This is a genomic window from Agrobacterium sp. DKPNP3, from assembly GCF_052686535.1.
Map to the genome: position 1 here is coordinate 1 of NZ_JBQYSN010000091.1, position 20,630 is coordinate 20,630.

20 protein-coding genes and 1 pseudogene are annotated in these 20,630 nt (G+C 59.5%); 12 read left to right on the forward strand and 9 right to left on the reverse strand.

The window, feature by feature from the left end; all coding sequences use genetic code 11:
• The 9 genes and pseudogenes from cheR to ACUTJJ_RS20325 form a co-directional block, all read left to right on the forward strand.
• Positions 1-488 (forward strand): annotated as a pseudogene (cheR, locus tag ACUTJJ_RS20285) (protein-glutamate O-methyltransferase CheR); the annotation flags it as partial.
• Positions 485-1,540, forward strand: coding sequence for a protein-glutamate O-methylesterase CheB (gene cheB / locus ACUTJJ_RS20290; protein ID WP_063949672.1), 1,056 nt, complete (start codon positions 485-487; stop codon positions 1,538-1,540). The pseudogene cheR and the gene cheB, both read left to right, overlap by 4 nt.
• Positions 1,540-1,929: a chemotaxis response regulator CheY2 gene (gene cheY2, locus ACUTJJ_RS20295; RefSeq protein WP_003503467.1), complete on the forward strand. Its 390-nt coding sequence runs from the start codon at positions 1,540-1,542 to the stop codon at positions 1,927-1,929. The genes cheB and cheY2 overlap by 1 nt, the downstream gene beginning before the upstream one ends.
• Positions 1,926-2,471: a chemoreceptor glutamine deamidase CheD gene (gene cheD / locus ACUTJJ_RS20300; RefSeq protein ID WP_063949673.1), complete on the forward strand. Its 546-nt coding sequence runs from the start codon at positions 1,926-1,928 to the stop codon at positions 2,469-2,471. The genes cheY2 and cheD overlap by 4 nt, the downstream gene beginning before the upstream one ends.
• A gap of 14 nt (positions 2,472-2,485) precedes the next feature.
• A complete protein-coding gene (cheT, locus tag ACUTJJ_RS20305; RefSeq protein ID WP_063949674.1) occupies positions 2,486-2,869 on the forward strand; it encodes a chemotaxis protein CheT in 384 nt (127 codons plus the stop codon).
• 127 nt (positions 2,870-2,996) lie between these two features.
• A complete protein-coding gene (fliF, locus tag ACUTJJ_RS20310) occupies positions 2,997-4,679 on the forward strand; it encodes a flagellar basal-body MS-ring/collar protein FliF (protein ID WP_063949675.1) in 1,683 nt (560 codons plus the stop codon).
• Positions 4,680-5,052: 373 nt separating this feature from the next.
• On the forward strand, positions 5,053-5,784 hold the full coding sequence (gene visN / locus ACUTJJ_RS20315) for a transcriptional regulator VisN (protein ID WP_063949676.1): 732 nt from the start codon (positions 5,053-5,055) through the stop codon (positions 5,782-5,784).
• Positions 5,785-5,835: 51 nt separating this feature from the next.
• A complete protein-coding gene (visR, locus tag ACUTJJ_RS20320) occupies positions 5,836-6,537 on the forward strand; it encodes a transcriptional regulator VisR (RefSeq protein ID WP_063949824.1) in 702 nt (233 codons plus the stop codon).
• Between the two features lie 140 nt (positions 6,538-6,677).
• Positions 6,678-8,525 carry a methyl-accepting chemotaxis protein gene (locus ACUTJJ_RS20325; RefSeq protein WP_445543244.1) on the forward strand — a complete coding sequence of 616 codons (1,848 nt, stop codon included), beginning with the start codon at positions 6,678-6,680 and terminating at the stop codon, positions 8,523-8,525.
• Between the two features lie 52 nt (positions 8,526-8,577).
• Here the strand turns inward: ACUTJJ_RS20325 and ACUTJJ_RS20330 are convergent, their stop codons facing one another.
• Positions 8,578-12,087 (reverse strand): PAS domain-containing hybrid sensor histidine kinase/response regulator, encoded by a 3,510-nt coding sequence (locus tag ACUTJJ_RS20330; RefSeq protein ID WP_445543245.1) that lies wholly within the window; start codon positions 12,085-12,087, stop codon positions 8,578-8,580.
• Positions 12,088-12,306: 219 nt separating this feature from the next.
• Between ACUTJJ_RS20330 and mscL the strand changes: the two genes are divergently transcribed.
• The 3 genes from mscL to galE all read left to right on the forward strand — a co-directional run bounded on the left by mscL (position 12,307) and on the right by galE (position 15,392).
• Complete coding sequence (gene mscL, locus ACUTJJ_RS20335; protein ID WP_004439896.1) at positions 12,307-12,735, forward strand: large conductance mechanosensitive channel protein MscL; 429 nt, start codon at positions 12,307-12,309, stop codon at positions 12,733-12,735.
• A gap of 132 nt (positions 12,736-12,867) precedes the next feature.
• The gene (locus ACUTJJ_RS20340) at positions 12,868-14,034 is read left to right on the forward strand and encodes a pyridoxal phosphate-dependent aminotransferase (protein WP_445543246.1); all 1,167 of its coding nucleotides are present in this window, start codon (positions 12,868-12,870) and stop codon (positions 14,032-14,034) included.
• A gap of 326 nt (positions 14,035-14,360) precedes the next feature.
• A complete protein-coding gene (gene galE / locus ACUTJJ_RS20345) occupies positions 14,361-15,392 on the forward strand; it encodes a UDP-glucose 4-epimerase GalE (protein WP_445543247.1) in 1,032 nt (343 codons plus the stop codon).
• Positions 15,393-15,474: 82 nt separating this feature from the next.
• Here the strand turns inward: galE and yacG are convergent, their stop codons facing one another.
• From yacG to murA, 8 genes are all read right to left on the reverse strand, one after another.
• Complete coding sequence (gene yacG / locus ACUTJJ_RS20350; protein ID WP_063949682.1) at positions 15,475-15,699, reverse strand: DNA gyrase inhibitor YacG; 225 nt, start codon at positions 15,697-15,699, stop codon at positions 15,475-15,477.
• A 3-nt stretch (positions 15,700-15,702) separates the two neighbouring features.
• Positions 15,703-16,326 carry a Maf-like protein gene (locus tag ACUTJJ_RS20355; RefSeq protein WP_063949683.1) on the reverse strand — a complete coding sequence of 208 codons (624 nt, stop codon included), beginning with the start codon at positions 16,324-16,326 and terminating at the stop codon, positions 15,703-15,705.
• Between the two features lie 33 nt (positions 16,327-16,359).
• Entirely contained in the window at positions 16,360-16,578 is a 219-nt protein-coding gene (infA, locus tag ACUTJJ_RS20360; protein WP_027673809.1) for a translation initiation factor IF-1, read from the reverse strand.
• A 143-nt stretch (positions 16,579-16,721) separates the two neighbouring features.
• Complete coding sequence (locus ACUTJJ_RS20365; protein WP_063949684.1) at positions 16,722-17,210, reverse strand: arsenate-mycothiol transferase ArsC; 489 nt, start codon at positions 17,208-17,210, stop codon at positions 16,722-16,724.
• A gap of 2 nt (positions 17,211-17,212) precedes the next feature.
• Positions 17,213-17,686, reverse strand: coding sequence for a UPF0262 family protein (locus ACUTJJ_RS20370; protein ID WP_144575875.1), 474 nt, complete (start codon positions 17,684-17,686; stop codon positions 17,213-17,215).
• Positions 17,687-17,689: 3 nt separating this feature from the next.
• Positions 17,690-18,988, reverse strand: coding sequence for a histidinol dehydrogenase (hisD, locus tag ACUTJJ_RS20375; RefSeq protein WP_445543248.1), 1,299 nt, complete (start codon positions 18,986-18,988; stop codon positions 17,690-17,692).
• 132 nt (positions 18,989-19,120) lie between these two features.
• Positions 19,121-19,561: a DUF2948 family protein gene (locus ACUTJJ_RS20380; protein ID WP_445543249.1), complete on the reverse strand. Its 441-nt coding sequence runs from the start codon at positions 19,559-19,561 to the stop codon at positions 19,121-19,123.
• A gap of 111 nt (positions 19,562-19,672) precedes the next feature.
• Positions 19,673-20,630: UDP-N-acetylglucosamine 1-carboxyvinyltransferase (murA, locus tag ACUTJJ_RS20385; RefSeq protein ID WP_445543250.1), on the reverse strand; the 958-nt coding region annotated here is incomplete at its 5' end.

Below are 20,630 nucleotides of genomic sequence, written 5' to 3' on the forward strand. Positions count from 1 at the left end.
CGATCGCGCTGACCGTGCTTGCCATGTTCCCGAACGCGGCCGATTACGACTTCAAGATTCTGGCGACGGATATCGATCCAAAGATTCTGGCGCAGGCCCGCGCCGGCGTTTACGACGACAATGCTCTCGAAACCGTGTCTCCCGCCATGCGCAAGCAGTGGTTTGCGGAGGTCGATGCCGGCGGCCGTCGCAAGTTCAAGATTGACGACAAGGTCAAGCGTCTCATCACCTTCAACGAGCTGAACCTGATGACGCAATGGCCTTTCAAGGGCAACTTCGACGTCATCTTCTGCCGCAACGTCGTCATCTATTTCGACGAGCCCACGCAGATGCGGATCTGGTCGCGTTTCGCCGGACTGTTGCCGGAAGGTGGTCATCTCTATATCGGCCATTCGGAGCGTGTCTCCGGCGATGCCAAGAACCTGTTCGACAATACCGGCATCACCACCTACCGCTACATCGGGCAGGCATCCGGGAGGAAGGCATGAGCGCACTCGCACGGGTACTCGTCGTTGATGATAGTCCGACCATGCGCGGCCTGATCTCGGCTGTGCTCAAGGCCGACCCGGAGGTCGAAGTCGTGGGTCAGGCCGGCAACGCCATGGAGGCGCGCGCCGCCATCAAGCAGCTCAATCCCGATGTCGTGACGCTCGATATCGAGATGCCAGAAATGAACGGCCTCGAATTCCTCGAAAAGATCATGCGCCTGCGGCCCATGCCCGTCATCATGGTCTCGTCGCTCACCCATCGCGGTGCGGATGCCTCTTTGGCGGCGCTCGAAATCGGAGCCTTCGACTGTGTCGGCAAGCCCGCGCCCGGCGATTCACGCCCCTTCGGCGATCTGGCTGACAAGGTGAAGGCTGCTGCACGTTCACAGCATGCGGCTTACCGCGCCGTGCGCCCCGAAGTGGCCGCCGCGCCGCAGGCCGTTCCCGTCAGCGATTATCGTGCGGGGCGCAAGGTCGTGGCCATCGGCTCCTCTACGGGCGGCGTCGAAGCGCTGATCGCCGTATTGCAGAAGTTCCCGGCCAATTGCCCGCCGACCGTCATCACCCAGCACATGCCGCCGACCTTTACCAAGAGCTTCGCCGAACGGCTGAACCGCATCTGCGCGCCCGTCGTGGAAGAGGCAACCGACGGAGCGCGCCTGCAGACCGGCAAAATCTACCTTGCGCCAGGCGGCGAGCGCCATTTGCAGATCGCCAACCGGGCGGCACCCTGCTGCCGTCTTCTGGAGCGCGATCCTGTCAATGGTCACCGCCCATCCGTTGATGTGCTGTTCGATTCCGTTGCCGAACTTGCAGGACGCAACGCCGTTGGCGTCATCCTGACCGGCATGGGTCGAGATGGTGCCGCCGGGCTTCTGAAGATGCGCCATGCCGGCGCCCGCACCGTCGGTCAGAACGAAAAAACATGCGTCGTCTACGGCATGCCCCGCGTCGCCTATGAGCTTGGCGCGGTAGAGCAGCAATTGCCGCTGGCCTCCATTGGCGAAGAAATCCTGAAACTAACCACTGCCCGCAAAGAAGGTGCTGACTAATGTCTCTCGCAGAAAAGATCAAAGTTCTGATCGTTGACGATCAGGTGACCAGCCGGCTGCTCCTCAGCGATGCCTTGACGCAGCTCGGTTTCAAGCAGATCACCGCCGCTGGCGACGGTGAGCAGGGAATGAAGATCATGGAGCAGCAGCCCCATCATCTCGTCATTTCCGACTTCAACATGCCGAAGATGGACGGTCTCGGTTTCCTGCACGCGGTGCGGGCGAACCCGACCACCAAGAAGGCCGCTTTCATTATTCTCACGGCGCAGGGCGACCGCGCGCTGGTGCAGAAGGCCGCCCAGCTCGGCGCCAACAACGTGCTCGCCAAGCCCTTTACCATCGACAAGATGCGCGCTGCCATTGAAGCGGTTTTCGGATCGCTGAAATGATTGAAACTGCGGCCAAGCGCGTACACATCATTCAGGGCGAGTATAAGGTCATCAGCGATCCCGACGTGGTGCTGACGACGATACTCGGTTCGTGCGTGGCCGCCTGTCTCAGAGACCCCGTTGCCGGCATCGGCGGCATGAATCACTTCCTGCTGCCGGGAACGGGGAGCGTGACCGGTGGAGATGCGACGCGTTATGGCGTGCATCTCATGGAGCTTCTGATCAACGGGCTCCTCAAGAAGGGTGCGCGACGCGACCGGTTGGAAGCCAAGGTTTTCGGCGGCGCGAAAACGATCGCCAGCTTCTCCAATGTCGGTGAGCAGAATGCCATTTTCGCCATGCAGTTTCTGAAGGACGAAGGCATTCCTGTCCTCAGCTCTTCGACCGGCGGCGATCATGGTCGCAAGATTGAATTCTGGCCGGTCTCCGGTCGTGCCCGTCAGCATCCGCTGAGCGGCGCGGAAACCCAGAAGACGGTTGCTCTGGAAACACGTCCGGCACCGGCCCCCAAGCCTGTCGCCAACGACATCGAATTTTTTTAGTCACGGAGTTTCCAATGCAGCTTGCAGAGCCCACCGACGCCACTCCGTTCGAAGAAGCCTTGCCGGATGTGCTGATGCGGGTGGTATCGGAACTGCACGATGTCGCTTATCTCATCGAGCGTATCGAGCCGCAGTTGCTGGAGGTAACCAGCGGTCAATTGTCCACCGAGGGCGTAAAGCTGCTGCAGGGCATCGATCTTGCCGTGCAGAAGACGCGGGGCCTCGCCGAGTTCATCGATACCATCACGGGGTCGATCTCCAGTGAGTGGATCGTGGATGTCAGCACGGCGCTCAGCCTCGTGAAACTGGCCGAGATGCAAAAAGCCCTCGGCGCTGCTTACCGTCACGGCCACTCGCAGCCCCTCGACAAGGCTTCAGGCGACTTCGACCTGTTTTAGAGCAAATCCGCCCTTTCTCCCTTCCCGGCGGAATGCGGAGAAAGGCAACGCTCGCGCAAGCTTCGCACCCTATTGTCATCACGGGGCCAAAAGGTCTCGGACTCTATGAATGACGGTGCGGAACAGAATGAATCTGTTAAATCAAATCCCTCAGGTCTTGAAGAATGTCGCGGCGCTGGGGCAGACGCGGCTGCTGATGTTGGGCGGCGTGGGCGTTGTGTCCATGGCCATTATCCTCGCGGCAGCTCTTTATGTTAACCGTCCCGCTTACGAGACCCTGTATGTGGGACTTGAAAAGAGCGACCTCAACAAGATCAGCATTGCGCTCGCCGAGTCGGGTCTCGACTTTCAGGTGGGAACCGATGGTTCCAGCCTCCAGGTCCCCGTCGGCTCGACCAGCAAGGCGCGGCTGCTTCTTGCAGAACGCGGCCTGCCTGACAGCGCCAACGCCGGTTACGAGCTTTTCGACAATGTCGGCTCTCTCGGCCTGACCTCCTTCATGCAGGAAGTGACGCGCGTTCGCGCCCTTGAGGGCGAGATCGGCCGCTCCATTCAGCAGATCGACGGTATCGCGGCCGCGCGCGTCCATATCGTGATGCCCGATGTCGGCAATTTCCGCCGCGGCGAACAGAAGCCGACCGCATCCGTCATGATCCGGGCCAGCGCTACAGCCGGCCGCAAAGCCTCCGCTTCGATCCGCCACCTCGTCGCCTCGGCCGTTCCAGGCCTTGAAGTCGATGATGTGACGCTGCTCGATTCGACAGGTCAGCTTCTCGCCTCCGGCGACGACGTTACCAATGCGGCGATGAACCGCTCGCTGACGCTGGCGCAGAACGTCCAGCAGGAAATCACGACCAATATCGACAAAGCGCTGGCGCCTTTCCTCGGCATGGACAATTTCCGCTCCAGTGTGACCGCGCAGCTCAACACCGACAGCCGCCAGGTCCAGGAAACCGTCTACGACCCGGAGTCCCGCGTCGAGCGCTCCGTGCGCACGGTCAAGGAAGATCAGAAATCGCAGGAAACCCAGCCCGATACCGCAGCGACCGTCGAACAGAACGTGCCGCAGGCAGCACCGCAGGGCGGCGGCGGCGGTCCGCAGTCTTCCGACCAGTCGGCCAAGAAGGAAGAGCAGACCAACTACGAAATCAATTCCAAGACGGTCGCCACGGTCAAGAACGGTTACACGCTCGAGAAGCTTTCGGTTGCCGTCGTCGTCAACAAGGGTCGCATCGCGAAAATGGTCGGCGAACCTGCCGATCAGGCCAAGATCGATGCCTATCTTGCCGAAATGCAGAAGATCGTCACCTCCGCAGCTGGCATTTCCGCTGACCGCGGCGACATGGTCACCCTGACGGCCATGGACTTCCTCGAAACGCAGCTGCTCGACGAGGCCGCCACCGGGCCCGGTGTCATGGAAGTGCTGAGCCGCAACTCCGCCGGCATCATCAACTCGCTCGCCTTCGTCGCTGTCGCCTTCCTGGTTGTCTGGCTTGGCGTCCGTCCTCTCGTCCGCACGGTCACAGGCAACGGTGCTGCCGCAGGCCAGCTCAGCCAGGAAGCGGCTGGTCTTGAACTGCCGGACTTCTCTCCGGGCATGGATGCAGGTGCTGGCGGCCTCATGGAAGGCTTCGGGGCGGACTTCGGCTTCGACAGCACCGACGATCTCCTGGCAGGAAACGATGGCGAAGGCACCTTCAACCGCCGGGTTCGCGAAGGACCGGAACGCCGGCTCTCCCGCATGGTGGAGATCAGCGAGGAAAGAGCCGCCAAGATCCTGCGCAAATGGGCAGTGGAAAAAGCAGCATGATGTGGAAAAAGGCCGGTTTCTCCGGCCTTTTTTCGTTGTCGTCGGGTTTTTGCTATCCTTGGCGAACGCATCGTGGCAGTGTCGGTTTGGGACACTGTTTACGAAAAATTCAGTAACGATACAGTTTGCTGGGAATTGGCTGATAATGCCGTTTATCGATTGAACAGCTTTTCAGTATGTTTTTTGGCAATAGACGAACGGTGAAATACGTGGAAAGGCTGTTGCCAGGGAATGGCAAACTTCGGTCTGTTCCATAAAATGAAATGATTCGGTCTCCGGGGGCGCGCCAAGCCGCTTTTTTGGTTAGCTTCTCGAATGGAATGATTCCATCCCGATGTATCACCTCCCGTTGGGAGCAAGAGGGCGTAGGCGATTGAAAGTCGATGTTGATATCCGCAGGCTGTCGGCCAAGCCTATGGAGGGCATGGGTAAACCCCTGCCGCGCGATCAGCTTGCCAAGAACGTCGCTGCCACGGCTGCTGCCGGTAACGTTGCAGGCGCGCTGGATCTGCTGGTAACCTACGCTGGCGCCTCGCATTATCTGCTGGCGCGGGATGATCTTCTCGAAGAAACCGGGCTGAAATTCATCGTCACCTCCGACTGGCCGTTCGATCTGGTCCGTCGGCTCGGCGTCGAGCTGGCAAACAACCAGAACAGGTCGAGCGAGATGGAAAAATGCCTCTCGCTGCTGCAGCCGCGATTGCTGATGCTGCCTGATGATGTCCCTGTTCCCCACGGTATTGACCGTCAGTATTCGGCGCTGTCTTTCTGTGTGGGTCGCATCCGCCTTTCCCTTCTGCTTTTGTTTCCCGAGGAGGCAGTGCCTTCGCCGGAACGGCTGCGCGAAATCGCCCTTCTGACGGGCTATTGCGTCAGCTTCGGCATTGCCAGCGAAGCAAAGACGGTGCGCGATATTGATCTCACGGAGCGTGAGCTTGAGTGCCTGTTCTGGATCGCGGAAGGCAAGACAAGCGATGAAATTGCCATGATCCTTGGCATTTCGCGCAATACGATCAATAATTACATCACAAGCGTGATGCGGAAAACGGCGACAAAAACCCGCTCGGAGGCAATCGCCTACGCCGTGCGCAACAACCTCGTATAGGTCGGACGGATGGGACAGACGAAAGACAATGAAGGTACTGGCCAGACGGGCATGTTTTACCGCAGTCCCGTCGTGACGAGCCGGTCGGATCTGTTTCCGAAACTCGTCGCCATGCAGAAGCTTGTCGGCGCGCGAAATTTCGTGGTGACGAAAGCTGCCGCTTCCGGTTTCCCCAACAAGAAGAAGATGACCTGTGAGCTGGAAAACTGGGGCATGAATGCCGCAGAACAGAGCGCGCAGTTCATCCGCGCCGTCGGTGATATTCTCCTTGATCACATCGAGACGTCGCTCCTGCCTGTCATCTGGCGCAACAAGAATGCCGGCGGCTTTGCCGACCTTCCCGATGTTCCAGCGCTTCTGCGCCGCATCGAAAATGACGTCCTGCCCTATGCGGGACTTGCCCTGCCAGTGCGGCTCGGCACAATCGGCAACGGCTATATCGTCTTCTGCGGCACCAATCTCGTCCTAGACAACGAGGTCGTGATCGAGCAGCACATCAAATGCTGCGAGATCATGGTGGATATGCTGGCGCTGGACGAGCGAAAGGCCGCCCCCTCGGAAGCGTTGAGCGAAAGGGAAATCGCCTGCCTGCAATTGGCGGGGGATGGTCGCATCAGTGAAGAAATCGCGGTCAAGCTCGGCCTTTCCGTGCATACCGTCAACGCCTATCTCGGTTCGGCAACGATCAAGCTCGATTCCGTCAACCGTATTCAGGCAATCGCCAAGGCGATCCGACTGGGCTACATCCATTGAAATCAACTGGCGGGTCCTGCGCGTGACTGTCAGGTAGCCGACCTGGCTTCTGCACCTTAAAACGTGCTATCCGCACTTCGCGGTTTTTTAACAGTTGCCAATTAGAACTTTCGTAAGTTTAGTTTTGGGGGCACTGTTTCATGCACAATCGGATATTCAGGTCCGTGGCGGGTAAGGTCGTTGCATTGACGATCGGCCTGATCGCGCTCAGCGTGGCGGCAGTTGGTTTTTCGACCTATATCCGCTTGAAGGACAACATCACCACCACCGCGCTGCGTGACACGAACAGCGCGATGCGCAACATGGCAATCCTCTATGAGATGAAGGTTGGCGGCGTTGCTCTCGAAATGGTGGATGGCAACCTCAAGAGCGTCGGCCGCGCCAGCATCGGAACGATGCGCGACAATGACCTCGTGGACCGCACCGCAGCCGGAAACGGCGGGATTTCCACCGTTTTTGAAGCCAAGGGTGGCGAGTTCATTCGCCTGACCACCAACCTCAAAAATGAAAAGGGTGAGAGAGCGGCGGGCACCAAGCTTGCGACCGATCATCCTGCGTTCGAAAAAGTCTCCAAGGGTGAATCCTATTTCGGCACGGCGACGCTGTTCGGCATCAGTTACATGACGGGCTACATGCCGGTCACCAACAAGACAGGCGCAACGGTCGGCATTCTTTTCGTCGGCGTTCCCATGGATGTTTACGACGCCCAGATTTACAGTCTGCGCGACATGATGCTGCTCTGCGGTTCGCTGGCCATGCTCGGCGTTGGACTGCTCGCTTATTTTGTCATCAGGCGTACGCTTCAGCCGCTGGGCAAGCTCACCGCGGCGGTCAAGTCTCTTTCTGACGGCGATCTCGATACGCCGATCTCTTACGCCACCAACACCAACGAATTCGGCAACATCGCTCGCGCCCTGGTCATCTTCCGCGAGAATGCACTTGAGAAACTGGCGATCGAAAGCCAGAGCGCGGAAGAACGCTCCGCTGCGGAATCCGAGCGGCACCGCAACGACGCCGAAAAGCAGGAAATGGACAGCCAGATCGAGTTCGCCGTCGGTGAGATCGCGTCGGGTCTTGGCAGGCTGTCGCGTGGCGATCTCAGCCGCACCATCGACACGCCCTTTGCCGGCCGGCTCGATCGTCTGCGCACGGATTTCAACGAGTCCCTGCTCAACCTGCGCGATGCGCTGGGGCAGATCCGCGAGCGCACGCTCGTCATCCAGCACAGCGGTCTCGAAATCGAACAATCCTCGGTCGATCTGTCGAAGCGGACTGAAAACCAGGCCGCCTCGTTGGAAGAGACAGCGGCTGCCGTCGACGAAATCACCGCCACGGTCAGGTCCTCGGCCGAGCGGGCTCGTGAAGCCAACGAGGCCGTCCGGGTGACCAAGCAAAGTGCTGACAGCTCCGGCTCGGTCGTCAGCAACGCTGTCGATGCCATGGGGCGCATCGAGGATGCGTCGCGCAAGATCGAACAGATCATCGAAGTCATTGACGATATCGCGTTCCAGACCAACCTCCTTGCCCTGAACGCCGGCATCGAGGCGGCACGGGCCGGCGAGGCTGGCAAGGGCTTTGCCGTCGTGGCGCAGGAAGTGCGCGAGCTTGCGCAGCGCTCGGCGGATGCGGCCCGCGAGATCAAGCAGCTCATCAACCAGTCCACCCATGAAGTCAGTTCCGGTTCGAAGCTGGTGCAGGAGGCGGGCACGGTTCTTTCCGCCATCAGTCAACAGATCGTCACCGTCAGCCAGCATGTCGAAACCATCGCGACGGCAACGCAGGATCAGTCCTCCGCACTTCATAACGTCAACAGCTCCGTCAACCAGATGGATCAGATGACGCAGCAGAACGCGGCGCTTGCCGAACAGTCGAGCGCGGCCAGCATGATCCTGTCGGGTGAGGTCAAGGCGCTTCTCGAGCTGGTGCAGCGGTTCCAGATGGAGCAGGGCTCTGCCGGACACTCGGATCGCTTCAACCGCGCGGCCTGAGGCTCCATTTCCAAATGATCCACGACGCCCGGTCCGCAAGGTCCGGGCGTTTTTATTCGGCCGCTGCTTTCGCCGTGCTGGATATCTGGTTGATATAGGCCCTTAGGGCCGCCGGCTTCACCGGCTTGTGCTGGACGGAAATTCCATATTTCTCGGCTTCGCTGCGCACTTCGGGGCTGCGGTCCGCCGTGACCAGCAGGGCAGGGATCGCCTTGCCGTAAAATGTCCTGATAAAACGGATGGCGCCGATGCCGTCTCCATCATCAAGATGATAGTCGGCGATGATGACATCGGGCGCCGATGCCAGAGCGAGGAATGGCTCTTCCAGCGTGGCCACCGAACCGGCGGGCAAGACCTCGCAGCCCCATCCGCTCAGCAGCAGCGTCATCCCCTCCAGGATTGTCGGCTCGTTATCGATGCACAGCACCCGAACGCCCTGGAGGCGATTGCTGACCGGGGACGGCGCAATCGGACCATCGGACTCTGCTGGCCTGATACGGTCCGCCTCGCGCGGAAGATGGATGCGGAATGTCGTGCCTTTGCCGGGTGTGGAAATCAATTGAACCGGGTGATGCAACATGCGCGACAGCCGGTCGACGATGGAAAGGCCGAGGCCGAGGCCCGAGGCCGTTTTGGCGCCCTCGTCCAGCCTCGCAAATTCCTTGAACACGGTGCGGAACTTGGAGGAGGGAATGCCGATGCCGGAGTCCGTCACCTGAATGACCACTTCGCTACCCCGGCGGCGGGCACCGACAACCACCTTCCCTTGAAGCGTGTATTTGATGGCATTGGAGACAAGGTTTTGTATGAGGCGCCGAAGCAGATTGGGGTCGGAGCGCACCGTCAGCGATGTCGGCATGACAACGAGATCGAGGTTCTTTTCCTGCGCCATCGGCGCAAAGTCCGTCTCGATGCGTTTGAGCAACTCGTTCAAAGGCACAGATGTCAGCCGGGCCTTCATGGAGCCGGTATCGAGACGGGAAATATCGAGGACCGCGCCGAGAATGGTCTCAACCGATTCCAGCGCCGAATCGATATTCTGGACGAGATCGCTTTCTCTTGAAGCGCCAAGTCTTTCGACAAGCGAGGAAGAATAGAGGCGCGCGGCATTCAGGGGCTGGAGAATGTCATGACCGGCGGCGGCGAAGAACCGCGTCTTGCCGATATTCGCCTCATCGGCGGCAGCTCTGGCTTCCGCCAGTGCGCGGTTGACGCGGGTCAGTTCCACGGTGCGCTCCTCCACGCGCTGCTCCAGCGTTTCGTTTGCCTGTTTGAGAGCCTGATCGCTTGCGACGCGCTGGGTAATATCCGTGAAAGTGGCGACGATGCCCTTGTCCGGCATGGTGTTGGAGCGCACTTCGATGATGCGTTCACCGCCCCCGAGCACCAGCGAGAAAGGCAGGTCCATCGTCAGGAAACTGGTGATGAGCTCGCTCAAATCGCCTTCCGGCATATCGCCGCGTTCCTGCAGCATCGCAACGATGTCGGTAAGCGGCACGCCGACCTGGCCGAATTGCTCGGGCAAATCCAAGAGCGTGCGGAAGCGGCGGTTCCAGATGGTCAATTGTTGCGAGCTATCGAAGACCGCAATGCCCTGATCCATCTGCGCCAATGCCGTCTGCAGCATGTCCTGATTATATTGCAACGCCTCGCTTGCCTGGTCGAGCAGCCAGGCCGTATCCGCGCTTGTATCCTCCGCCTTCTGGAGAATGATCGAGAGCACGAGACGGGCGGAGGAGGAGCCGATGGCGCTGCCGAGCAACTGTTCGGAGAAATGGATCAGCGCCATATCCGCCGGCTGGTCGTCATTGAGCTTTCTACCCGCGGTCTTCTCATAGGTGGCGAGTGACCGCAACATACGTTCTTCGCCGAGATAACGCGCGATCGCGGTCTTGAGATCGCCGACGCTGACGCGGGTTTTCCAGCCGCGCGTTGCAAATTGCGATTTCGAATGGCGCTTGACGAAGATGCCGGACTGGATGCGCTCTACGGGTCTCGGATTGCGGGAGAGCGAACCCAGAACGAAGGCAAGGCTGTTGACCAGCAGGCTGAGGATGACGGCATTGACGAAAGGATCGGCTTCCGGCCCATTAAAGACGGTGCTGCCGGAAAACAGGAAGCCGAGGATATTGGCCGCGACTTCGGAATTGTCAGGGCCGCCAAAACTCGGCAGGAACAGCAGGTAGGCCCAGACGAAAAAACCGGAGCTGAGGCCGGCAATTGCGCCACGCGCATTGGCCCGCCGCCAGAATAGCCCGCCGAACAGGGCAGGCGCCATCTGGGCGATGGCCGCGAAGGCGAGAAGGCCGATGGAGGCGAGGCCCGTGGCACTGTCTGCGGCGCGATAATAGCCATAGCCCAGCAACATGACCGCAAAGATCGCGGTCCGGCGGATGTTGAGCAGCTCCTTGGCGAAGTTGTCCCGGTGCGGCGAACGGTTCAGCAGTTTCTGCCGTAGGAAGATCGGCATGACGATGTCGTTGGAAATCATGATCGACAAAGCCACCGAAGCGACGATCACCATGGCGGTTGCCGCCGAAAATCCACCGATGAAGGTGATGAGCGACACCACCGGCATCTCGTGGGTAAGGGGCAGTTGCAGCACATAAAGGTCTGCATCGCCATTGGCCCCGAGCGTCAGAATGCCGGCGAGCGCGATCGGCAGCACGAAGATATTGATGGCAATGAGATAAAGCGGCAGCAGGAAGCCCGCCATGCGCAACTCTTCAGGTGTGCGATTTTCGACCACCGTCACATGAAACTGGCGCGGCAGGAGAATGATGGCAAAGCCTGATAGCAGCGTCATCACGATCCACCGGCTGACCGGCGTGTGATAGGTGACGGCCCGCATGGCCTCCTCGTTCGCCGTTGCCAGCTGCCAAAGATGCGCTGGCCCATCGAACAGGACGAAGAGCACGTAAAAGCCGACGGTGCACATGGCAACCAGTTTGACCAGCGATTCCATCGAGATCGCCAGGATGAGACCGTCCTGATGTTCGGTTGCATCCGTGTGGCGAGTGCCGAACATGACGGCGAAGCCAGCCATGACGAGGGTGACCACAAGCGGCAGATCAAGAAAATAAAGATTACCGCTGCCGATACCGTAATCGCCGGGATCGACCATCGTCGCCACGGAACTGGAAACCGCTTTCAGCTGCAGCGCGATGTAGGGAATGGCGCCGACCAGCGCGATGATGGCGACGATCATTGCCACGGTGGAGTTCTTGCCGTAGCGGGCGGCGATGAAATCCGCAACTGAGGTCAGCTTCTCCGTCTTTGCCAGATCGACGATACGGCGGATGATCGGCATGCCAAGGGTGAAGGCCAGGATGGGGCCCGTATAAATGCCCAGAAATTCGAGACCCTTGTCGGCAGCAAGCCCGACCCCACCGAAATAGGTCCAGGAGGTGCAATAGATCGCAAGGCTGAGCGCATAGACGAACGGGCGTCCCTTTTTCGGCGCCTTCCTCTCACGACTTTTCCTGTCCCCGTAGCTCGCGACCGCAAACAACAGGAGGATATAGGCGAAAGCCGAGCCGAATATGATCCACCCAGGAAGCACGCATCCTCCCATGCAAGAATTCCCCGATATCAAGCATAGGCGAAATCCGCGCCCTTGAGAATGAGCGCGATCTGATCATAAAGTTCAAGACGAGCGTGCAAAAAAGCTAATAAATGCAATCTTGACGAATTCCAAAAGTGTAAGGGAATCTGTATGGTTGAAGGGGTAGGGACAGTCACATAGCTTCAGCGCGTGAAGCAGGAGAGAGGGACAATCTGAATGCTTAACGAATTTAAAACCTTCATTGCCCGCGGCAATGTCATGGACCTTGCCGTGGGTGTTATTATCGGTGCTGCTTTCAGCAAGATCGTCGACTCCGTCGTCAACGATCTTATCATGCCTATCGTCGGCGCAATCTTCGGCGGGTTCGACTTCTCGAACTACTTCCTGCCACTGAGCTCCAACGTCAATGCCACCTCGCTCGCCGCAGCCCGGGAACAGGGCGCCGTTTTTGCTTACGGCAACTTTCTGACCGTTCTCATCAACTTCCTCATCCTCGCCTGGATCATTTTCCTGATGGTGAAGGGCGTCAACAAGCTTCGTGATTCCGTCGAACGCAAGAAAGTGGAGGAAAAGCCGGCAGCCGCGCCGCCGCCGGAAGACGTCAGGCTTCTCACCGAAATCCGCGATCTGCTCAAGACGCGTTGAAACTGTGACCGATCCCCGGCGGGCCTGTTGGTGCCGGGGACGACCCATAAAGAAAATCCATGGCCGCCTCACGGATTATCATGCACATGACGGGTGCGATGCGATAAGAAGGCACGAAATGGAGTGTCTTTAATGTCGGTTTTGAACAGTCTGAGCGCGCGCTCTCTGGCGGCTCCCGAGAGCGGTATCGTCGAAGTCGTGAACTATGCCCGTGGCCGGGACAACCTGCTGCCGCTCTGGGTTGGCGAAGGCGATCTGCCAAGCCCCGATTTCATCAATCAGGCGGCCATTGATGGGCTGAACAACGGCGAAACCTTCTATACCTGGCAGCGTGGCATTCCGGAACTGCGTCAAGCGCTGAGCCGATATTATGAGCGCCATTTCGCGGCATCGCTGCCGCCGGAGCATTTTTACGCGACCGGTTCCGGCATGCAGGCAATCGTGCTTGCCGTACAGGCGCTGACATCGCCCGGCGACGAAATGGTCTATCTGTCGCCGACATGGCCGAATATCGTTGCCGCCATCGGTGTGGCCGGCGCAAAGGCGGTTCCGGTTGGTATCGATTTCAGGGACGGTCGCTGGGATCTCGATATCGACAGGCTGAAAAACGCCATTACCGGCAAGACGAAAGCGCTTTTCATCAATACGCCCTCCAATCCAACCGGCTGGACGGCGACGCGCGACAATCTCCGTGACGTTCTGGCCCTTGCCCGCAAACACGATCAGTGGATCGTCGCGGATGAGATTTACGCGCTTTATCATTACGCGGGCACGCGCGCGCCTTCCTTCCTCGATGTGATGGAGCCGGATGACAAAGTCGTCTTCGCCAACTCCTTTTCCAAAAATTGGTCCATGACGGGCTGGCGCGTCGGCTGGCTCGTCGCGCCGCCAGCCATTGGTCAGGTCATCGAAAACCTCATCCAGTACTCGACATCGGGCGTGGCGCAGTTCATGCAACGCGGAGCAGTTGCCGCGCTCGATCACGGTGACGGTTTCATCCATGAGAATTACCAACGGGCTCTGGCGTCCCGCGATATTCTCTGCGACGCGCTGATTGCCACCAACCGCGTGGAAACCCTGAAGCCGGATGGCGCCCTCTATGCCTTCCTCAAGATCGACGGTGTCAAGGACAGCCGCGCCACGGCGATTGATATCGTGGACAAAACCGGCGTCGGCCTCGCTCCTGGTACGGCTTTCGGCCCCGGCGGGGAGTTGTTCCTGCGTGCCTGCTTCCTGCGGGATCCCAGGCAGATTGAAGACGCTGCGGACAGGCTGGCCTCATACATTCTCGGCAGATGAGTTTTCATGTTGCCGTTTCTCTTTCACGCCGACGGGCGATCGCGCTGAAGTAGACAAATCGGCAACAAAATCACGGCTCATATCAAAAAATTGCAACCCCACGGCGTAACCATCGACGTGGGGTTTTTTGTGTGATATGCGCAATCTGTTCCATTCATGAGAACATCTTCATCTAATAAATAAAAAGCATCTGAAGACGCTAACCAATCGTAAGCCACCTTTTTAACGGGGCGGGGGATCGGCTGGGTATTGGCTGTGCAAGTAATCAATGATGAAGAATTATTGGCTTTGATGAACGCAAGAAAAGCAAACAGGGAAGTGGTGTCATGGCTGTTCTGGTCACGGGTGGGGCCGGTTATATAGGAAGCCACATGGTGTGGGCTTTGCTCGATGCCGGGGAGGAGGTCGTTGTCATCGACCGGCTCTCGACGGGGTCGCGCTGGGCAATCGCGCCGGCGGCGCGGTTCTATCTTGGCGACGTCGCAGACCGCGTCCTGCTCGACCAGATTTTCGAGCAAAACCAAATCGAAACCATTTTCCACTTTGCGGGCTCCGTCAGCGTGCCTGAATCCATCAGCCGACCGCTTGAATATTACGAAAACAACACAGGCACGACGCGCGCTCTTGTTGCGGCGGCGGTCGCCCACGGTATCGGCAACTTCATCTTTTCGTCCACAGCGGCCGTTTACGGAAACCAGCCCTTCGATGGCCCGGTTCCGGAAACCGCGATCCTGAGCCCTGAGAATCCTTACGGCCTGTCGAAGCTCGCCTCCGAAATCATGTTGCGCGATGTCGTGCAGGCCCATGATTTCAACTATGTGGCGCTGCGCTATTTTAATGTCGCCGGTGCCGATCCCTTAGGTCGCGCGGGGCCATCACCCACGGGTGTCGCAAACCTCATCAAGGTCGCCTGTGAAGCCGCAACCGGTTGTCGCGACCGCGTCGATGTCTACGGGACGGATTACCCGACCGCCGACGGCACAGGCGTGCGCGATTATATCCACGTCAGCGACCTGATCGATGCACATCTGCTGGCCATGGCGCATCTGCGCGCCGGCGGCGGCACGCGCACCCTCAATTGCGGTTACGGCGTGGGCTACTCGGTGCTGGAGGTCCTGCAGTCCGTACAGCAGGAATCGGGATGCGATTTCCCGATCATCCACTGCCCGCGACGTCCAGGCGACATTGCCGCCATGGTGGCGGACTCGACGCGTATTCAGTCGGAATTCGGCTGGCGGCCCCGCTTCAACGATTTGACGACGATTGTTCGCACCGCGCTGCAGTGGGAGGCCAAACGTCAGGCCCAGCAAAGCAATAGAATTCCCCGGGTGCGACGCAAGTTGGCGGCAATAGGCTGAGCGGCGTTTTCCTCACGGAAGACGGTTTTCGCGCGTGAAAGAGCTTCGGGCTTCGACTGGCCTGCCGGACAAAAGCCGCGGCCTACTCCGAGTTGCCCTGCCGGCTGTCCTGGTTTTCCGCGCTGCTTTCATCGTCGGCGACAGGAATGGCATAGGAGCCATTGAGCCAGCGGGCGAGATCGAGCGAGCGGCAGCGGTCCGAACAGAAGGGATAGTCCTCCCGCGTTGAGGGCCGGCCGCATTCCGGGCACGGCTGGGCCTTGCGAAGCGGCGTGACGTTACCGGCGCTGTCTGTGGGTTTTGCCATGGCTTATCCCTCGAGCCAGCCCGACGTCACTTCAAATCCTTCTCCGGAAAGAAGCGACATGGTCTCGTAGAGCGGCAGGCCGACAACGTTGGTATAAGAACCGGTCAGCTTCTGCACGAACGCACCGGCGATGCCCTGAATACCATAGGCGCCAGCCTTGCCGCGCCATTGCCCGGAGGCGATATAGGCGTCGATCTCGCGTGTGGAGAGGCGCTTGAAACGCACCTTGGTCTCCGCGACCTTCTGGCGGATCTTGCCGCCAGGGGTCACGAGGCAGATGCCGGTATAGACCCAATGGCTGCGCCCCGAGAGAAGATGCAGCGCCGCCGAGGCCTCTTCCGTGTATTCCGCCTTGCCGACGATGCGGCGACCAACGGCGACCACGGTGTCGGACCCGAGAACATAGGCGTCCTTCCACGTCTGCTCGCCTTTGAGCGCCGCCCGCGCGGCTTCCGCCTTCTGCAGCGACAGACGGCGACACAGCGTGCGCGGATGTTCGAGCTTGGCTGGCGTTTCGTCGATATCCATCGGCATCAGGCGCGCCGGTTCGACGCCGATCTGATTCAGCAGCTCCAGACGCCGCGGCGAGCCAGACGCCAGAACGAGCTTTTGTTTTGAATTGGTCATTGCGCGGCCCGGACGTCCGATGCGGAACGTGGATTACTTGAAACGATAGGTGATGCGGCCTTTGGTCAGGTCGTAAGGCGTCATCTCAACCAGCACCTTGTCGCCGGCGAGAACGCGGATACGGTTCTTGCGCATGCGGCCCGCGGTGTGGGCGATGATTTCGTGTTCGTTCTCAAGTTTCACGCGGAATGTTGCGTTCGGCAGCAATTCGGTTACGACGCCCGGGAATTCAAGGACTTCTTCTTTTGTCATGTAAGGGTTTTCTTCCTGTTGATAGTGCCGGACGTGTCCTGTCCGGGAAAATTGCGCGGAAACTACACAATCCCGGCACATTTGTGAACCTCTAAAGCATCGGCTTGAAAATCGCGATTGATTTTAACGGGCCAAGGCAAATTTCAGTCTTTTGAAAGCGTATCCGCCACCGGCTGCTGCCGCTTTGGCAGGCGTTCGGCGATCAGTTTTGCAAGATGATCCCGCACCTCGCGATAGGCGTCGAGAATCTGCTCGCGCGTGCCCGTGGTCACCGTCGGATCCATGGTGGGCCAATAGACGACATCGAGAGAGTTCGAGCGCGTCAGTTCCAGTGCGGCGTGATGCGCTTCTGGAGTTAATGTAATGATCAGATCGAAAAAATCATCCTCGATCTCGTCCAAAGTGCGCGGTTTATGTTTGCCGAGCGAAAAACCCTGCTCTTCCAGCACCGCATCCACGAAGGGGTCGCGCTCTCCCGCCCGAACGCCCGCCGACTGAATGTAGATGCCGGGCGCCACCAGCCGTTTGGCGATGACCTCCGCCATGGGTGAGCGAATGGAATTCATGCCGCACATGAAAAGGACCGATTTCGGCGCTCGTCCTTCATTGGGCGCTGCGGCAGGATCGCTCATCTCTAACCCCGCCAATAAAGGACACAGACCAGGGTGAAGAGCCGGCGCGCAGTATCGAAATCCACCTTGATCTTGCCGGACAGCCGGTCCATCAGCGTCTGCGAACCATCATTGTGGATGCCGCGCCTGCCCATGTCGATCGCCTCGATCTGGCTTGGCGTAGAGGAGCGGATCGCCTCGTAATAGCTTTCGCAGATCAGGAAATAATCCTTGATGATGCGGCGGAACGGCGTCAGCGACAGGATATGGGTGGAGACATCCTTGTCGTCTTCGGTCTTGATCGAGAAGACGAGTTTGGAGTCGACGAGCGATATATGCAGCCTGTATGGCCCGCCGTCATGCCCGGCAGGCTCAAAGGTGTTTTCTTCGATCAGGTCGAAAATCGCGACGGCACGTTCGTGCTCCACGTCGGGCGTGGACCGGCCGATGCTATCGTCCAGTACCACGTCGCAGAGCCGGAAGTCGCCTGACGCCATCGCTTAGCTTTCCGGGTTGAGGCGGATGGAGACCGAGCGCGCATGCGCGTCCAGCCCCTCCGAGTGGGCGAGCGTGATCGCTGCCGGCGCGAGCTGGCGCAGCTGATCAGGGCCTAGGCGCAGGATGGACGTGCGCTTGACGAAATCCAGCACGGAAAGGCCGGAGGAAAAGCGGGCCGAGCGCGCAGTCGGCAGAACGTGGTTTGAACCGCCGACATAATCGCCGATAACTTCAGGGGTGTGACGTCCAACGAAGATTGCGCCCGCATTGCGGATATGCGCCATCAGGCTATCCGGATCATCGACGGCAAGCTCCAGATGCTCGGCGGCAATGCGGTTGGCAAGCGGAATGGCGTCGGTTAGCTTGTCGACCAGAATGATCGCGCCGAAATCCGCCCAGCTGGCCGCTGCCGTTTCGGAACGAGAGAGGCGCTTCAGCTGCCGCTCGACAGCAGCTTCAACCGCTTTACCGAGCTCGGCATTGTCAGTGATGAGAATGGATTGCGCGCCGCGATCATGTTCGGCCTGCGCCAGAAGATCGGCCGCGAGCCAATCGGGGTTATTGTCCCTGTCAGCAATGACAAGCACTTCAGAGGGACCGGCGATCATGTCGATGCCGACGGTGCCGAAGACCTGCCGCTTGGCTGCGGCTACATAGGCATTGCCTGGACCGACGATCTTGGCAACCGGCGCTATGGTCTCGGTGCCATAAGCGAGCGCGGCAACAGCCTGCGCCCCGCCGATGCGGTAGATTTCCTCAACGCCGGCGATACGCGCCGCCGCGAGCACGGCGGGATTGACCGCGCCACCATTGGCGGGGACGACCATGACGACGCGCTCCACACCGGCGACCTTGGCTGGCACGGCATTCATCAGTACGGAGCTTGGATAGCTGGCGGTACCGCCGGGCACATAAAGGCCAACTGCCTCGATGGCCGTCCAGCGCGAACCGAGGCCGACGCCGATATCGTCCTCGTAGATGTCATCCTTCGGCATCTGTCGCGCGTGGTGTTTTTCGATGCGACGCGCCGCGAGTTCGAGCGCCTCGATGACGTTTGTATCGACCATCGAGAACGCGGCGTCGATTTCATCCGCCGTCACCCGCATGGAAACATTGGTAAAATCAATGCCGTCGAATTTATGGGAATAATGGGCAAGGGCCGCATCGCCGCGATCACGGACATCATTGATGATGTCGCGAACGATCGCGTTGACGTCTTCGGAAACTTCTCTCTTGGTTGTCAGGAAGGCCGCAAATTCCTGTTCGAAATCAGCCGATGCCCGCTCCAGCCAGATTGCCACGCCATTACCCTTTCATAGTCCCCGCGGGTGAACCCGCGAGGTGCACGAACTTGCCCGCTTAAAATGCGGCTCTGGTAAGTGGCATAAATCGAAACGGCAAGGAAAGGCAACCGTCGCGACGGCTGGCGACGGTTATTCGCTGTCGGGATGATGCGGTTTTGTGGTTGTTTCCCACGCGCCGCTGACATCGGTCAGCTGCGCCTCGATGCATTCGACATCCAGGGCGATGGTTCCCCCGCCGGAAAGCGCCAGTTCGACGACGCCATCGGGTCCCTCGCCATTGGGGATGAAGCGCACGGCCAGAAGCGAAAGCACCTGTTCCCTGTCGGCGAGATTGATGGATTGCGAGCGCACGGCCAAGACGCGCTTCAGAAAAATCACGCTGCGGCAGCGTTCCGGCGGCGTATTCTTTTTGGTGGTGCTCTCCCAGACGAAACGGTTGGCGGAGAGTGTGAACTGCTTGTGCTTCGGCTCGAAGGCAACATCCTTCAGCTTGAAGACGCTGTCCTGCAAATGTGTCGAGATGATCGAGAGATCTTCGGTATCCAGCGCCAGCAATTTGAGGCCGCTCATCGTTATCGTCCTTTTCTGCGGCCACGAGCCGCCCTGTCTATCTCTGATAGTTGAAATAGGCAGTCACGGCCCGGTCTGCAACGGGCAAGCGGATGAGCGGCGTTGAGATGATCAGTCGCTGACACGCTCAACCAGTGCGCCGCAGCGGGTGAGCTTTTCTTCAAGACGCTCGAAACCGCGGTCGAGGTGATAGACGCGTGACACCATGGTCTCGCCTTCCGCTACGAGGCCGGCAATCACCAGCGACACGGAAGCGCGCAAATCGGTCGCCATCACAGGCGCACCCTTGAGGCGGGACACACCCTCGATGCGAGCCATTTGGCCGGAGAGCGAAATCTTGGCACCAAGACGGGCGAGTTCCTGAACATGCATGAAACGGTTCTCAAAAATCGTCTCCGTAATGTGCGAGACGCCCTGAGAACGCGTCATCAGCGCCATGAACTGCGCCTGCAGGTCGGTCGGGAAGCCGGGGAAGGGCTCGGTGACGATATCGACCGGCTGGATGCCATTGCCATTTCGCACGACCCGAAGGCCGGTTTCCGTCTCGCTGATCGTCGCGCCTGCCAGACGGAGGGTATCGAGCGCGTTGTCCAGCAGCGATGCCCGCGTTCCTTCCAGCACCACGTCACCCCCGGTCATCGCGACCGCCATGGCGTAGGTGCCCGTTTCGATGCGGTCTGGCAGAACACGGTGGCGCGCGCCGGAAAGCGAGGTGACACCTTCGATGGTGATGGTGGAGGTGCCGGCGCCTTCGATTTTCGCGCCCATTGCGATAAGGCAATTGGCGAGATCGACGACCTCGGGCTCGCGGGCGGCATTGTGGATGACGGTGGTGCCGCGGGCAAGGCTTGCCGCCATCAGCATCACATGCGTTGCGCCAACGGAAACCTTCGGGAAAGTATAGACGGCACCGATCAGGCCACCCTTGGGTGCGGAGGCGTTGATATAGCCGCCATCGATCTCCATCGTCGCGCCGAGCGCCTGCAGTCCCTCGATGAACAGGTCCACCGGTCGCGTGCCGATGGCGCAGCCGCCGGGCAGCGAAACGCGGGCGCGGCCTTCGCGCGCC